The sequence below is a fragment of the Cohnella sp. WQ 127256 genome (assembly GCF_024519285.1).
Classification (GTDB): Bacteria; Bacillota; Bacilli; order Paenibacillales; family Paenibacillaceae; genus Cohnella.
In genome coordinates this window covers 285265-302785 of the sequence record NZ_JAMZCY010000011.1, presented here as the reverse complement: position 1 = coordinate 302785, position 17521 = coordinate 285265, and the positions used below count along the sequence as shown (strand labels likewise).

Here is a 17521-nt window from a genome sequence, read left to right as displayed (position 1 = left end):
AGTGGAGCGATAACAATGCGAATGCGACGCGTACTGATTTGAACGTCACGGGGCCGATCAACGTGACGGCGAACTTCGAGCGGGACGTCTACACCGTTCACTATGAGACTAATGGCGGATTACCTGTGCCGCCTGACCAAACCGTGGTCAAAAACAATTTCGCCTCTGGGCCGAACAGTCTACCGCTATTAACGGGTCATACCTTCGGTGGCTGGTACAGCGATCAGGCACTAACTACGCCGTTTATTTTCGCAGGCATGCCAATTACGCAAAATACCACGTTGTATGCCAAGTGGTTTCCTCAACCATTCATGTTGATCTACACGGCGGGAGCGAATGGGACAATCACGGGCGTGTCGCCGCAGACGGTTACTCATGGCAGCAACGGCACTTCGGTTACGGCGGTTGCGGACACGGGCTATCGGTTCGTGCAGTGGAGCGATAACAATGCGAATGCGACGCGTACTGATTTGAACGTCACGGGGCCGATCAACGTGACGGCGAACTTCGAGCGGGACGTCTACACCGTTCACTATGAGACTAATGGCGGATTACCTGTGCCGCCTGACCAAACCGTGGTCAAAAACAATTTCGCCTCTGGGCCGAACAGTCTACCGCTATTAACGGGTCATACCTTCGGTGGCTGGTACAGCGATCAGGCACTAACTACGCCGTTTATTTTCGCAGGCATGCCAATCACGCAAAATACCACGTTGTATGCCAAGTGGATTCCAATTCCGTACACGTTAACCTATACGGCGGGAACGAACGGAACAATCTCGGGTGCGTCCCCGCAAACGGTTAATTATTGCGGCAACGGCAGTCCGGTTACGGCGGTTGCGAATACGGGCTATGCATTCGTCAAGTGGAGTGATGACAATACGAATGCGACGCGTACCGATTCGAACGTCACGGGGCCGATCAACGTGTCCGCGATCTTCGCGGGCAACGTCTATGTCGTAAGCTTCGAAAGCAACGGAGGAGATGCGGTAAGCAACAAGAGTGTTCCGTATAACGGGTATGCGATTGCACCGCAGCCGCCGACTTTAAGCGGCTATGCTTTTGAAGACTGGTACACGGACACGGGGCTGAACAACCGATTTGATTTTGCGGCGATGCCGATCACCGGAAACATAAATCTCTATGCGAAATGGACGATGCTTCCGCCGGGCGCGCCGGCACTTCAATCGGCGATCCCTGGAGACGGGACAGTAACGATTCAATGGACAAGCATTGAGGGAGCCGACGACTATCAAGTATTCATGAGTTCGACATCCGGCCATTATGATCCGCAATCGGCTATCTCCGTGACGAATTCGGTTTACAGCTATCAGGCGGCAGGATTGACGAACGGAATACCCTACTATTTTATCGTCAAGGCGGTCAATGAGGTCGGGGCTATCGCTTCGAATGAAGCGAGCGCGACGCCGAGAACTTTCCCGGCGGCTCCAGCGAACGTAACGGCGACGGCTGGAAACAGCAGCGCGACAATCAGCTTTACAGCTCCGACGAATAACGGAGGAAGCCCAATTACCGAGTACAGAGTCACCGCTTCGCCGGGCAATATTACGGTGACGGGAACCTCTACGTCAATCACCGTGTCGGGCTTGACGAACGGCACGAAGTATACGTTTACCGTCGAGGCGAAGAATGCGGCGGGATACGGTCCATTATCTTTCGTGTCCAATGAAGTAACGCCAACAGCTCCTGCCAATAACGGTGGCGTTGGCGGTGGTGGCGGGGGAGCGCAGAATACGACGAATACTTCGGATGGTAAGCTTACGATCCCAGCAGGCAGCGGCGGAGAGACCAAGCTGGGCGATGAGATTACGGTAACCGTACCGGCTGGGGCAAGCGACAAGGAGCTCAAGCTGACAGTGGAGCAAGTAACGGATACCTCAAAACTGAATCCGAATGGCGAAGTATTGGCCGGTCCTGTGTTCGATCTTAAGGGGAACGTAGAGGATGGCTTCAAGAAACCGATTGAGATCACCCTGAAATACGATCCGGCACTCGTACCTGAGGGACAACACGCTTCAGTCCATTTCTTCGATGAAAAGACCAAAACGTGGGTAGAGATCGGTGGCAAGGCAAGTGGAAGCACGATCACCGCAGATGTGAGCAAGACCGGCAAATATGCCGTATTGGTCGTCGGCAAGGAGCCAACGGTTGTCGACCCGACAAATACCTTCTCCGACATTGCCGGGCACTGGGCGGAAGCTAACATTAAGCAAGCAGTCCAACAAGGCATTGTTCAAGGCTACACGGACGGCACGTTTAAGCCGAATGCGATTGTAACTCGCGCGGAGTTCGCGGTGATGTTGATAAATGCTCTGAAGCCAGTGGGTAACGGAGCTGAGCTAAGCTTCGCCGACAATGCGAAGATTGGGGCTTGGGCACAGAAAGCAGTGGCACAAGCTGTACAAGCTAGCATCATCAAGGGCTTCTCGGACGGAACGTTCCGTCCGGACGCTCCGCTGACCCGTGCTGAGATGGCGTCGATTGTAGCCAACGCTCTGATGCTGGTTGCCGAGAAGGGCATAGCAACAGAATTTTCCGACGACAAGAGCATTCCGAATTGGGCGAAGGGCGCGATCGCGGAGCTGATCAAGCTCGGAGTCATGCAAGGCAAGAACGGCAATAAATTTGATGCGAATGCTACCACGACGAGAGCGGAAGCAGTCACGGTTCTACTCAAGATGCTGGCGCAAGCCAGCAAATAATAAAGTTAGCCAGTCTAGAGGTTATTCCAATGGAGGCATTGCCGCCGGAGGGATACCCTCTTTTTTCTAGTAAACCTTACGCTTCTTACGTCTTCTTGCCGATGCTCGAGCTGGCTTTCGTCGAATACGCAATAGCCATTCATCTGCGCTTTCCCTCAGAAGTGTTTTAAGCCATCGGTAAAGTTCAAGGAGACTGCGCTCCGGCCCTGTCTCCATCTTCACAAGCACCAGCAGGCAAAAAACGATTAGTGCCATCCAAACTTGGTTCGTGACAGCCTGTTTACTAGTACCGTAAATGGATTTAATCCGAACATGCTGCTTCATCCACTTGAAGAACGTCTCAATCGCCCAGCGCTTGGGAACCAAATAGAGAATATTCCCGCATACGAAACATATACCTGAATAATTCCATGCCCACAACGTGCCCACATTTTGCCCACAAACTCTATCCACACATCATACTCACACGGATATATCGAACTAACTTTTGAAGAGAATCGGACAAATAACCCACATAAAGACTCAAAATACACATAAAAATGTATTTGTCTCATGGGCGGCATGATGTAATCAAGCCATTATCGAAGCAATTCGATGATGAGCGACCGCGATTTAACGGTAGACTCGATTGCCGATGGAACTGAAGCTCCATGCGGAAAACTGACCTGAAATCCCTGCCCAGCAAGGAATCTTAAGTTAGAAAGCGTCATTTGACCACATTTTGACCATATTGAATAATAAAAATGCTTCTCGCGAGTTCAAATCGAACTTGCTGAGAAGCATTTTTATTATGCAAACAAACTGGTTCATCACATTAGTTTGTTTGTACGGGTGCCATAGAATTCTAGCAGAACCTGTGCATTTTATATATGAATCAAAGAAGCGAAAATTTAAGCTTAGGAATATAGTAAAAAATAGCAATAAATGTCGAGATACTGTTATAATTTAACTTAGGTCTATAGAAGTCTAGTAGACCTAAACTTTATCAACCTTTCAAATTCGAGGAGAGAAACTTATGAGAAAACGTAGATTGTTTAGTTCTTTCCTTGCGGCAGTTCTGGTCATTTCGCTGCTTCCTTTTACATCACTGCCTGTGAGCGCGACTCCGTCTTCATCCAGCATTGAGCTAGTGACACCCCCTAATTTCCCCTTTGATAACGCAACTGAGGGATATGACACACAAGCTCCATTTTCCGTAACCGTGAACAGTACAGGGACAGAATCGGCAGACGCGCTGACTATTGGACTTAGCGGCAGTAGTCCGTCGGCCTTCTCTCTTTCTACAACCGCCATTTCAAGTATTGCGGCGGGCACTAGCTCTCAGTTTTCTGTAGCGCCAGTAACAGGGCTTTCAGTAGGTACATATGCAGCTACGGTAACGGTTTCGGGCAGTAATGTGACAGCCCAAAGCTTTACTGTAAGTTATACAGTGAACGCCGCAGTAACAACAGCCAGCGGATCACCGCCAATAGAACCTCAATATTCAATTAACAACGCCGTCTATCGGTGGACAGGTAGTAATGAAACGATTGAGTTATCTGGCAGTGATAGTTTAGAGATTCTGTCTGCGCCGTCACATGAGGTTCAAATCGCGATTCTCTCACCAGACAACTCGACGGTCACGGTTAAAGGCAATTCCAGCATAATTAGCAACAACACGTATGTGGTTGCGTACAACGATATCACGTTGAACTTAGATAATCTGAACATCGAAGCTCCGAATGGTCAGTCCGCAATTAAGCTGCTTAAGAATGATACGGATACTAATAAAGCTACAATCCATATTAGTGGTGAAGTTTCATTAAAGGGAGGTCCGAGTCAACACGGTATTCTTTCTGAGTACGGTCAGGATGTTACGATACAAGGTAATGGGGTATTAACCACAATGGGTGGAGATTCCATCGATAATATTACAGTTGCAGGCAAAGGAATCCGATTACTTGCTCAGTCTGTCAGTGCGAGCTTGACAATCAAAGGCGGAGTAAACGTCATTGCAACTGGCGGCAAAGCATTAAATCAATCTGGTGGCGATGCTATTGCTGTAGAGTATGGTAATATCTATATTGATGATGCAACGGTAACAGCAACGAGCGGATACAGTAATGGTACGAATTATAATGCAGGTGAAGGAATAGTGGCTTCCTTCATGGGTAATGACCACAGCAAGGGCGGAAATATTCATATTAATAAGGGTGTAGTTACGGCAAACGGAGGAAATGCGGAGCATTTGATGGGCGGAAATGCCATTTATGCATTTTCGAGTCTGACGATTAAAGATTCGACGATTACTGCTAACGGGGGAGACAGTAACAAACAGAACGGCGGAGTCGGTATCTTTACGTTAGAAGGTGATACAGCAATAACGAATTCAACCATCAATGCTAATGGTGGTAACAGTGTTGAAGCAATCGGTGGAGCAGCGATCTTTAACTATTATGAAGACACAGCAATAACGAACTCGAAAGTCGAGGTTAAGGGCGGTGTCAGTACTAAGGCGAATGGCGGCTTGGGAATTTACATTAGTACGAAGAATCTTATAGTATCCGGCGGCACCATGTCCGTACAAGGCGGACACGGCAAAGTAAACGGAGCGCATGCGGTTTACGCCGGATCGGGGACTATAACGGTTCAGAACGGCGCCAACTTGACTGTTAAGGGCGGTAATGGAGAAACAAATTTAGGTGGTGTTGGGGTGCGCGCGGCCGGAATTGTCGGCTCCACACTGAACGGCAATATCGTCACGATTGCAAAAAGTGCCGGAGATGTATATATCCGGGGAGGGCAGGGAGTCTCAGCGCAAAGAGCTTCTATTATGGGCAAGGATGTCTATATTGCAGTCGGCAATATTAGCTCGGTAGTCATGGAAGGCACGAAACCGAGATCAATTAAGAATATTCCCGCCGGGGATGATCTATTCATGCTTAATATATCTGTTACACCTGTCGTAGCTGTAACCATTCAGTCTGCTGTGGATGGAACTCATGGTGGAAACTACACCTACCATGCAGCTACCCAATCCGATGGAACAGCTGTCATGTGGCTGCCTGCAGGTTCATCCACTCTAACAGCCGCGGGGCATCACGATGAAGCCGTGACGATAAGCTCAGATATAGCACAGACCAATGTGGCTGTATTAAAAAAACAATTGCCGAAGGCGGGTAATGTTACAGCAAACCCTTCAGGTAGAGCAGTCGCATCTGGAACAACCGTAACCTTAAGCGGCGAAACGACCGGAGCCGACATTTATTATACGACGGACGGAAGTACACCGACGTCAGCGAGCACTCTGTATGTCGGGCCCATCACTGTGAACGAAGCTGTAACAATCAAAGCAATTGCGGTGAAAGCAGGATTCGATAACAGTGATGTAATGAGTGAGAGATATACGATTTTATCTAATGTTGCTAATTTGTCAGCACTCTCGGTAAGTAACGGCATTCTCAATCCTGCCTTTAATTCAGGTACAATCTCGTATACGGTAAACGTAGAAAACCAAGTAAGCAGCATTACCGTAAGTCCTACTGCTGCTGACGAGAATGCGACCATCACTGTAAACGGAAACACTGTAACAAGCGGACAGCAATTGGGGTCCATCGGATTGAGCGTGGGAAGTAACACGATTACAGTTGTGGTAACCGCATTAGATAACACGATCAAGACGTATACGATCACGGTGACCAGGGCTGCTAGAAGTAATGGTGGAGGCGGTTCACATACACCTTCCCAACCAAGTCAAGATGCTGTTATCGTCATGGTCAACGGTAAAGCACAGAATGCAGGCAAGCTAACCAATACGACTGAAGACGATAAATCAACCGAAATCGTAGAGGTGGATAACAAAGTCATTGAAAGCAAGATTGATGAAGTATTAAATGACAATGCAAATGCTGTAAGCAAAGTCATCCAAGTGATCATTGCGGATACCAAGTCCGAGGTGGTCAAGGTTGTACTGACCGGTGATATCATCAGGAAATTGGAAACGAACAATTTCAATATTTCTGTCAAGCGTGGCAATGTAGAGTATGTGATTCCGGCTGAAGAACTTACAATAAGCAAGGTTGCAGAAAGCTTGGGTGTCTCAGAAAACAATCTTGTAAATATCAGGATAGAAGTGAGGATCGCCCAGGTAGATAAATCTATGGCTGCCAAATATTCTGAGATTGCACAGTCCAATCGTGCAGAGCTCATATTACTGCCAGTTGAATTCGAGATTGTAGCCAAGGTCACAAAAAAAGATGGCACAACAGAAGAGGTAGTAATCAAAAGATTCAGCAACTACGTAGAAAGGATATTGGAGATTCCGGAAGGTGTTGACCCCAACAAGATTACAACAGGTATTGTGTTCAACTCGGATGGAACATACAGCCATGTGCCTACAGAGGTATTGCAGAAAGATAATAAGTGGCAAGCTAAGCTGAACTCCATGACCAATTCTAGCTACTCTGTCATATGGAATCCAATTATTGTGAAATCCGTAGAAAACCACTGGGCCAAAGACGCGGTTAATGATCTGGCCTCGAGACTCGTTATCTTTAATCCTGAGAAGTTTGAACCCAACAAAGCCATTACCAGGGCGGATTTCGCAGAATATATTGTCAGAGCATTGGGCTTGTACAGAGATGGTTCAACTCATCAAAATTCATTCAAGGATGTCAGCGTAACAGGGGACAGAGCGTTGGCCATCCTCATAGCCAACGAGTATGGTATTGTAACGGGATATTCGGATGGAACCTTCAGGCTCGATCAGCAGATTACAAGAGAAGAAGCTATGGTTATGTACTCTAGAGCGATGAAGATTACAAAATTGATCGGGACAGACCTAGCAATATACAACACCTACACCGACTATGGTAAGGTGAGCAGTTGGGCTGAGCCATCAGTGATAGAGGTGCTTGCTGCACATGTATTTAATGGGACAAGTGTAATGACAATTTCACCTAAGTCGAATCTGACTTATGCAGAAGCGGCAGTGGCGATTCAAAATTTACTGATCAAGTCAAACTTAATTAATTAATCATTTCGACTTTGATTTGTGAAGTAGTCACAGCTATTCATAATAAGTAAGGCAATGACCACTTCCTAAGGAACGATTAGGGAGTGGTTTTTTGTGTTTGCGTGCCAGCAAAGCACGCATCATCTAGCCGGTGAAAGATTTCCTAAGTGTTTGCAAGTGTTATCCCAAGAATATTTATGCGTTTGTAATGCAATCTTGCCTTTCTCTGTCAAAAGGACGCAGGTAATTCTACGATCCTTTGAATCTTTATATACTTCCAAATATCCTCCTTTCTTTAGCCGATCAACAATTCCCGTTATGGCTTTTTCTTTTAACACAATAGTCAATATGTTGATTAGATTAGAGAGACCTTTCATGAGTTCATTGAGCTCATGAAAGGTCTCTCATTATTTTTATTCCTTCAGAAGACTCTTGCTTTAACAGCAAGTCTTTTTAATCATGCATAGGTGGGTATACCTCAATCTACTTCTTTATCAAAAACAAGTTTTACTAAACGACGTACTTCATCTGTTGATGTGGTATCCATTAATTGGTTTCTTAGTTCGCTTGCGCCTTTAAATCCACGAACATAGATTTTGAAAAAGCGAAGAAGTGGTTTAAATGGACGTGGTTCGGTTTCTTTTGAATATTTATCGTGAAGATCCAACTGTAAAAGTAGTAAATTGAGAAAATCCTTCACGCTATGTTCTTTAGGTTCTTTTTCAAAAGCAAATGGATTGGTGAAAATGCCACGGCCGATCATGACACCATCAACGCCGTATTGTTCTACTAATTTTAAGCCTGTTGCGCGGTCAGGAATATCTCCATTAATGGTTAACAACGTATTTGGAGCAATTTCATCTCGTAATTTTTTTATTTCAGGGATGAGTTCCCAGTGTGCATCTACTTTACTCATCTCTTTTTTTGTACGAAGGTGAATGGAAAGATTCGCAATATCTTGTTTTAATAAATGTCCTAACCAATCGCGCCACTCGTCAATATCAAGGTAGCCCAATCTTGTTTTAACACTAACGGGTAGTCCACCTGCTTTTGCTGCTTGAATAATTTCTGCCGCAACTTCAGGATGTTGAATTAATCCAGCACCTTTTCCATTGGATGCGACGTTTTGTACTGGGCATCCCATGTTTAAATCGATACCACGAAAACCAAGTTTTTTCATATCCATACTCATCTGTTCAAAAAAAGCTGGTTTATTGCCCCAAATATGAGCGACAATCGGTTGCTCATCTTCTGTGAACGTTAACCGACCACGTACACTGTGTCTTCCTTCAGGGTGACAATAACTTTCTGTATTTGTGAATTCCGTGAAAAATACGTCGGGTTTTGCAGCTTCACTAATGACGTGACGAAATACAACATCTGTGACATCTTCCATTGGTGCTAATATAAAAAACGGCTTTGGTAAATCAAGCCAAAAATTATGTTCGTTACTCATTGTTTCTGCTCCTTTTGCAACATATAAAATGATTTTAGCTATAGCAAAGTCCTTTACCCATCACAAATAGTATCATTTCTTTACGTTTGATGCACAGAATTAATTGTGTGAGCGAAACGGGTCTCAGTTTAGTGTTGCCAATATAACCATGTTAAGATGATAGAAAAATATCTTTTTGTACATCTACAACTGAGAGGGGTATACATCATGGATTCGATATTGTTTATTGCTGGTTGGGCTATTGTTGGGATTTGTATTGGTGGGGTAATTGTAGTTTTTAAGGCTAAATATAAGAAGTAAGAGGGTTGGATCTCTTAAGGTCCATAATGAAAAAGCAAAAAGGAGCTGCTCAAAAGCGCAAACTTTTGAGCAGCTCCTTTCTTACATCGCATGAAACACAACATGCTCAAAAACTGTAAAATAGCCAAGGCAAACTACAGTTTTGGGCTTGGCCTTACTTATGGACATACGATCCCTTATATGTATGTTTCCCCTCTGTTTTCGAGAGCTACGGACATTCGTTCCGTTATTTACAATAAATCACAGCATTATGGGGCTCTCAACCCTATATAACGGCTTTCATGTCCGCTACACTCCCAAAACCCTATTAAAATCTCAAATAACGGATCTCATGTCCGTTTGACTTTTGGGACATCACCTTTTGTATGTTGAAGCTTGAAAAGGATTAGGATTGGCGATCCGTATGCAATAGCCAGCGATATAAAATCGCGGAGAGCTCTGCTCTTGTCATCCATTCCTGTGGGGCAATTTGTCCATTGCTGCGACCTTGAATGATTCCAGATGAGATTGCTTCTCCAACATCATCATGTGCCCAAGATGAAATTTGACTTGCATCCCTAAAGGAGGTCAGGGCAGAAAGCGCAGCATCTTCTTTAACACGGATACCTGTCAATTTGGCGATACGATTAAGAACGACAATGGCTTGCTCACGAGTGACTAAGCTGTCTCCTTGGAAGCTGCCATCAGCAAAACCTTGAGTCGGATATTTGAACGTTCTACGCATGTTGGAATAGATCACTCGAACCCCGGCATTGCAGGTGGAGATGGAAGTCGGCTCGCCAGAACGGGGGATGCCGGTAGCGTGGATCAATCTATCGAAATGCTCGTGGTGAGAAAGAAGGGTTTGGAGCAACCCGCAATAGATTCCCGTTTGACCCCTATATATTAAGCGAGAGGCTTCTCATGGAGTTCACATTGAACTTAAGGGGAGCGTTTCCAATCTGAGGCGGAGGTTAAAGGCTGCTCAAGTGTTCTAATCGAACCTTGAGCAGTTTTTTATATGCGTGTCGCAATATTATAGTCGCACTGGCATTTAAGCGCATTATAAACGAATAACCAGTTGTGTAATCTAGGGGGGACAAGCAGTTAGCGAAATTTGTAAGTCGTGTTGATAATTAGAAGGAGGTACTAATCATGCTGTTGACGGAATCTAAAATCAAAGCACGTCTAAAAGAATTATCTGAAACTCGTTATCGTGATTCCATAAGCATTGAGCAATTTCGCTGGATGGAAGATGAAGCAGGGGAAATTGGGGCTAAGCCGCCTATACAAGGGGAATGGGCGACAATCCAAACTGGTGACACATGGCTCGGCCGTGATCGGTATGCTTGGTTGTCCCATTCGATTGTTGTTCCTAACGAATGGAACGGACGAAAAATACTTGGGAGGTTTGATTTCGGTAAAACGGGGGGTGGAAACAATTCTGGGTTCGAATCCCTGTTATATTTGAATGGAAATGCCTATCAAGGGGTCGATTCTAACCATAAGGAAGTGTTTTTCTCGCAAGAGGTTGCCGGAAATGAGATCCATCTGGATATTCGCTTGTGGTCGGGGCTAGAAGGTGGAGGACCACCGAAGCCACAAAGGCATATGATTCAGCTAGCGGAAATTTGTTGGCTGGACGAACAGGTTGACGATTACTATTTTACGGCAAAGGCGGCATATGACACGATCGGAGTATTAGACGACAATCATCCGGATCGTGTGCAATTAATTAACGCATTGGAGCGCTCCTTACTTCTGCTAGATTGGTCGAAGCCGAGCTCGGATCTATTTTACACCTCTGTTTATGAAGCGCGTAAACAACTCATAGAGCAGCTTGAAGCGATAGAGAAGCATTCTAGAGTTACGGTTACCTGCATTGGGCATACGCATATCGATGTGGCTTGGCTGTGGCGCCTGAAACATACACGTGAGAAATGTGCGCGTTCGTTCTCAACAGTATTGCGTCTGATGGAGATGTTTCCGGATTATGTGTTTCTGCAAACACAGCCACAGCTCTATGAATATATTAAAAGCGATTATCCCGAAATTTATGCCAAAATTCGTGAGCGTGTGCGTGAAGGACGTTGGGAAGCAGCCGGAGGCATGTGGTTAGAAGCGGATTGTAATCTAACATCGGGTGAGTCACTCGTTCGCCAGTTGCTGTTCGGTACTCGATTGTTTAGAGATGAGTTCGGAGTGGAGTGCAATTATTTATGGTTGCCGGATGTATTCGGATATAGCTGGGCACTGCCGCAAATTCTGAAAAAATCAGGTATTGATACGTTCATGACGACCAAGATTAGCTGGAATCAGTTCAATCGGATGCCTCATGATACTTTCCAGTGGCGTGGAATAGATGGCTCGGAGGTGCTAACGCATTTCATTACGACGCCTGATGGGGATGATGGTTGGTATTACACCTATAATGGGGCAATTGAAGCCAGTAAGGTCAAGGGGATTTGGGATACGTATCGTGATAAAAAAATAAATGAGGAGCTATTGCTTTCGTATGGTTATGGGGATGGTGGTGGTGGAGTTAACCGCGAGATGCTGGAAATGCGTAGGCGGTTAAATGAGATGCCAGGATTGCCTCATGTACAGACGGGAACTGCGAATGACTATTTTCAGCGTCTACAGGAGTCTGTAGCCAATACCGATCAATATGTTCACACTTGGGATGGTGAGTTATACCTAGAGTTTCACCGGGGTACTTATACGAGTCAAGCTTACAACAAACGGATGAACCGTAAGCTGGAGCTTGCCTACCGAGAGACGGAATGGCTAAGCGCTTATGCCAGCTTGCTGAAGGGGAGCTGGTCTTCTTACCGTCAATCAGAGCTGAATGCCGGCTGGAAAATCATTCTTCGTAACCAGTTCCACGACATTATCCCAGGCTCCTCAATTCATGAGGTATATGAGGATAGCACGATTGAATATGCCGAAGCTGAAGCGATTGCTCTTGAGGCATGGCGTCATGCTGCAGACTCGATCGTCCAACCAGATTCAAGGCAGGTGACTGTGTTCAATTCAGCACCTTGGATGAGGCAGGATCTACTCTCAATCGTCCTCAATGACGAGAAATCCACAGGTGTATGGACAACGACCGACGGACAGGAACTGAAGGCACAGAAATCAGAGGATACTTGGTTAGTTGAGGTTCAAGCGCCGTCCTTGGGACATACAACGATTCAATTTTCGCCTAAGGCTGCTGAGGCACCTGCACCCGCTCCTTTTAGACTAACATCGTCTGGAATTGAAACTCCGCATTATCATATCGAGTGGAATGAAGTAGGCCAGCTTGTTAGCCTATGGGATGTTGATCATCAGAAGGAAGTGCTAGCGAAAGGCGAGAAAGGCAATGTGCTGCAGGTGTTTGAAGATAAGCCGCTTATGTACGATGCTTGGGATATTGATATCTACTACCAACAGAAGATGCGCGAGGTAAACGAGCTACTTTCCGTGGAGTTGGTCGATTGTGGGCTGCTGGCTGCCTCCGTTCGCTTCACATGGAAGTTTGGAAGCTCTACCCTTGTACAGCTGATGAGGGTATATGCGAATAACCGACGGATCGACTTCCAGACTGAAGTGGATTGGCATGAACAGCAACAGCTGTTGAAGGTGGCCTTTGCAGTGGATGTTCGTGCGACGGAGGCGACTTACGATATCCAGTTTGGTAACGTTAAACGTCCAACGCATTGGAATACAAGCTGGGATTGGGCGAGATTCGAAACGGTTGGTCATCAATGGGCTGATCTGTCTGAGCGTGGCTATGGCGTTAGCTTACTAAATGACTGTAAGTACGGATATGACATTAAAGATCATACGATGCGGCTGTCCTTGATCAAGTCAGCGATTGAACCAGACCCTGAGGCGGATCAAGGCATGCATCATTTTACTTATTCTTTACTGCCGCATCAAGGAGATTGGTATGCAGGTAGCACAGTTAAAGAAGCGTGGGCGCTTAATAATCCACTCGTATCTAGAGCAGGCTCAGCCGATACAGTAGCATCGTCGTTGTTTGAGTTATCTTCTAATAACGTCATGATTGACGCTGTGAAGAAGGCCGAAGATAGTGACAAGCTTCTCGTTCGTCTTCATGATTATTCTGGCAGCCGAGGAAAGGTTAGGTTGACCAGCGGTATGTCAATCGTCTCCTGGCAGGAATGCGATTTGATGGAGCGGCCAGTTGGGGAAGCGAAGACAAATCCTGTGATCGAGTTCACGATTATGCCGTACGAGATTAAAACCTTCCTTGTGGAGATTGTTTAACCTAACGAATAAGGCTCCTCCCGATACTTTATCGTATCAGGAGGAGCCTTATTCATGTTGTTCGAATTCAATTACTGTCTCTTGAAAATACCGAATGCTAGCAATACGCACGCCGCGATAAACACGTATGGGCCTGTAGAAGCAGCATTAATCGTCGTTCCTAGAAAGTCGGTTGTCTTAGACGAGATATACCATATACCGCAAATAACACCCAGACCCGCGCAAATGTAACCAACCATTTTATTAAGGGGTTTATCTTGCAGCAATTTGATGACCGGGTAAATGAACAGAATCAAGAAAATGATTCCACCCTGACCAAAGCCATTTTCTGAGAAAAATGCGAAAGAGACCCACTTGAAAAAGAGAGAAAGAATAGCTAAACATGTTGATAAAAAGATCGTTTTCCCGCCGATATCCCATTGCTTGAAGTCAATTTTCATCTGGTCCTCCTAATAGGCTGCTTAATTTATGTGTTTTTTCGACACAAACTTTGATAATTATACCAGCAAATAAGTGGAGTGGCATCTCTTTAGGTAAACTTTAGGTGGAGCACTCCTATTAAATTTTTTTCAGCAATTGTTAAGAGTCAAGTGGTAAAATACTGGGGAGCAAATGGGAGGTCGGGAACGAATGAAAAAATGGATCAAAGATAGATTCCTGATAGGTTTTTTCCTCCTGACGGTTATAGTAGGGTTTGCGATGTGGCTGCCTGGGAAGATAGAGCAAGCTGCGCCAAGGGTTAGCATGGGGGAGCTTGATTTGAGTAAATGGGATTCCAAAGAAGACGGCGTCCTTAAGTTAGACGGACAATGGGAGTTTTACCCGAATGTGCTGTTAACTCCGGAGAATCTCGCTGAACAGAAGGCTAAGAAAGGTTTCATCCAAGTGCCGGGGGAGTGGGATGGTTGGCAGGATGACGAAGGCGTTGCGATGAAGGGGATGGGCTTCGGAACCTATCGTCTTCTTATTAAGAATGCGCCAATGAACCAATCATTGGCGCTTACCAAAAATTATGTACGATTCGCGGACAAGCTGTACGTTAATGGGGTTTTAATGGGACAGTCCGGTCGGACGGCGGAATCCGAAGAGGATTATTTGCCGAGGAATGCGCCTTACACGGTATATTTTCATACAACGGGAAGCGAAGTTGAAATATTGCTGCAGGCAACAAATTTCGATTATAAGAGTGGGGGGATATCGAATTCTCTCTTTTTCGGTTTGGCGAAGGATATTGAGGTGAAGAAGAGCATTCAGGTTGGTCTGGAATTGATGGTAACGATCATTGTACTGATGTTCAGTGTGCTGAATATAAGTCTATACATATGGTTTCATAGGAATAGATTGTTAATTTTGCTGGCAGCATTTTTCTTCATCTATGCGATAAGTGTCCTTACAAATGGCGAAAGATTGTTTTTGCAGCTTCTCCCTAATCTCCCGTTTGAGGTCGCTTTCAAAATTAAGACGATATCCGTATTTATGCCACCCGCATTGCAATTTCTAATTTCAAGGAATCTATTAGGAAAATCATTGATACGCAAGTTACTTCTTATCAGCGCTGTATTGCTGTCTACATACTGCGTCGGAATTGCGATACTGCCTTTCCATATCTACTCTCAGGTGCAGGATTTTATTTATTTAGGTATAACGTTAATGTATATCGTGCAATTCATTCATCTCATGAAGTCCTATATGAATGGGCAGTACGGTAGATTAGACAAGCGGCAGTTCCAGATTTATTTTGCGGCGATATGGTCACAATTGTTAACGGGAATTGTTGTCGTTCTGAGTAATCAGATCGTCATTTCAATGATACTAACGAATCTAACCGTACTCTTATTCGTTGTGTTTATTTCCATGCTGCTCATTCACCAATACATTGGGGCCTATTCTTCCATGACCAAGCTAACTAGACAGCTCCAGATGGCGGATCAGATGAAAGATGAATTCCTGCTCATAACCTCTCACGAATTGAATACTCCGTTGCATGGCATCATTAATCTATCACAATCTCTTCTGAAGGAGCCTCTAAGAAGATCAACCGAGAATGATATGAAGAAGAAGCTGAATCTCATACGGAATACGGCTTACCGAATGTCCAATATGGTTAAGGACATCATTGATGTTGCTAGAATTAAGGATGGAAAGCTGGAAGTAGAAGTAAGAAGGGTAGATCTCGTCATCTGCGTGTTGATCGTGTTCGAGGTGTTCGGATTCCTCGCTAAGGGAAAGAATACACAGCTTGTACACGGGATCACTCCCGAGGCCAGATTCGTCCTTGCGGATGAGAATCGCCTCATGCAAGTGTTATATAATGTGATCAATCATAGCTTGATCCATATCCACGATGGAGTCGTTTCTATTAATAGCAGAAGTACGGAGACGGGCGTCATTATTCAAATCGGGAAAACTGCAAACCTGCAAGAAACGAATAATGGAGATAACACGAGAGATGAGGAAGAGGATAACGGGTTTGCAGTAGGGCTTTCGGTTGCCCATGAGCTAGTCGTGCTCATGGGAGGAGAATTCGTTCTAGATGCAGGCGAGGGCAACATGGAAATCTTCTTGCCAGCTGCTCTGGAGGATGGGTTCGAGGAAGTTGCTGCAGGCATGGAAGATGAGCTATTCCCGTTGGAGCAAGAAGCGGGGGTTGAGGTAGAGAAAGTGAAGAAAGTAACCTCCAAAATTCTCATCGCTTCAGCGGATCCAGTAAACGTGGAGCATTTGTATGGCATGCTCATCATGGAAGGCTTTGATGTGATATGCGCAGGGACAGATACGGAGTCTTATGCTGCAATTACTCGCTTAGATCGACCGGATCTTGTGCTACTGGACGTGATGCTTCCAGATACGAATGGCTATGAGCTATGCCGCCGCATTCGACAGCACTTTACACAAGTGGAATTGCCGGTGCTGTTTATTAGCGCGCGCAGCACACCTGCAGACATCGAATTCGGGATTGCGGCGGGTGGCAGTGATTTTATCACGAGGCCGCTAGACGCGGGAGAAATTCGTGTACGAATTAATACGCTCCTATCCATGAAACGATTGGTCAAAGCGGCAGCTGTTAATGAGATGGCTTTCCTTCGTTCGCAGATTAAGCCTCATTTCCTCTACAATGCTTTAGGTACGATTATGTCCCTTTGTTATACAGATGGAGTGCGTGCAGGGGAGTTGCTTGGGACGTTCAGTAGGTATTTACGCATTATTTTCCATTTAGACAATACAGAAGAAACAGTTAGATTAAGCAAAGAAATGGAACTCATACAAGCCTATGCAGATATTGAGAAGGAGCGGTTCGGGGAACGTATCCGTGTAGAGTTCGATGTTGACAAGGAGCTATACGGTATTCAGGTGATGCCGCTTACGATTGAGCCGCTTGTCGAGAATGCAATACGACACGGGGTATCAAAGAAGGTAAGTGGGGGTACAGTTCGATTAACCATCCAAAGGCAAGACGAATTCGTTCAAGTCATCGTGGAGGATGACGGGATCGGTATGACACCGGAACAGATTAAGTCAATATTGGGACCAGGAATGAATGAGCAGGGTGTTGGGTTTAGGAACATTATGCGCCGTGTTGCCCATTTGACCGGTAAGCAGCCCCTAGTGGAGAGCGAGCTGGGCAAGGGCACGAAGGTGACGATCTGGCTTCCTTTAATGTATTCGTAGATTTTATTCTCTATGCGGCTCGTCCATTTGCGTGGACGGGCTATTCGTCGTTGTTGCACGGCTATTTTTAGTATTTGTTAAGTGTTTGTTAAGAGCCTCCTGTTACACTGTTCGACAAGTCTTAAT

Annotated in this window: 8 protein-coding genes; 4 read left to right on the top strand and 4 right to left on the bottom strand. The window is 45.6% G+C overall.

Annotated features, from left to right (window positions below):
• Positions 1-2723 (top strand): InlB B-repeat-containing protein (locus M1K58_RS27345; RefSeq protein WP_256762071.1); only part of this gene is annotated, 2723 nt, incomplete at its 5' end.
• Positions 2724-2789: 66 nt separating this feature from the next.
• Here M1K58_RS27345 and M1K58_RS27340 read toward each other — a convergent pair.
• A complete protein-coding gene (locus tag M1K58_RS27340) occupies positions 2790-3176 on the bottom strand; it encodes a transposase (protein ID WP_256762070.1) in 387 nt (128 codons plus the stop codon).
• A 562-nt stretch (positions 3177-3738) separates the two neighbouring features.
• On the opposite strand from M1K58_RS27340, the gene M1K58_RS27335 reads away from it, so the two are divergent.
• A complete protein-coding gene (locus M1K58_RS27335) occupies positions 3739-7737 on the top strand; it encodes an S-layer homology domain-containing protein (RefSeq protein ID WP_256762069.1) in 3999 nt (1332 codons plus the stop codon).
• Between the two features lie 457 nt (positions 7738-8194).
• Here M1K58_RS27335 and M1K58_RS27330 read toward each other — a convergent pair whose 3' ends face one another.
• Both M1K58_RS27330 and M1K58_RS27325 read right to left on the bottom strand, forming a co-directional pair.
• Entirely contained in the window at positions 8195-9172 is a 978-nt protein-coding gene (locus M1K58_RS27330) for a tRNA dihydrouridine synthase (RefSeq protein ID WP_256762067.1), read from the bottom strand.
• 685 nt (positions 9173-9857) lie between these two features.
• On the bottom strand, positions 9858-10283 hold the full coding sequence (locus M1K58_RS27325) for an S-layer homology domain-containing protein (protein WP_256762066.1): 426 nt from the start codon (positions 10281-10283) through the stop codon (positions 9858-9860).
• Between the two features lie 323 nt (positions 10284-10606).
• Between M1K58_RS27325 and M1K58_RS27320 the strand changes: the two genes are divergently transcribed.
• On the top strand, positions 10607-13726 hold the full coding sequence (locus tag M1K58_RS27320; RefSeq protein ID WP_256762065.1) for an alpha-mannosidase: 3120 nt from the start codon (positions 10607-10609) through the stop codon (positions 13724-13726).
• Positions 13727-13797: 71 nt separating this feature from the next.
• On the opposite strand, the gene M1K58_RS27315 is transcribed toward M1K58_RS27320, so the two are convergent.
• Positions 13798-14166: a hypothetical protein gene (locus M1K58_RS27315; RefSeq protein ID WP_256762064.1), complete on the bottom strand. Its 369-nt coding sequence runs from the start codon at positions 14164-14166 to the stop codon at positions 13798-13800.
• Positions 14167-14356: 190 nt separating this feature from the next.
• On the opposite strand from M1K58_RS27315, the gene M1K58_RS27310 reads away from it, so the two are divergent.
• On the top strand, positions 14357-17395 hold the full coding sequence (locus tag M1K58_RS27310; protein ID WP_256762063.1) for a hybrid sensor histidine kinase/response regulator: 3039 nt from the start codon (positions 14357-14359) through the stop codon (positions 17393-17395).
• The last annotated feature ends 126 nt before the right edge of the window (positions 17396-17521 follow it).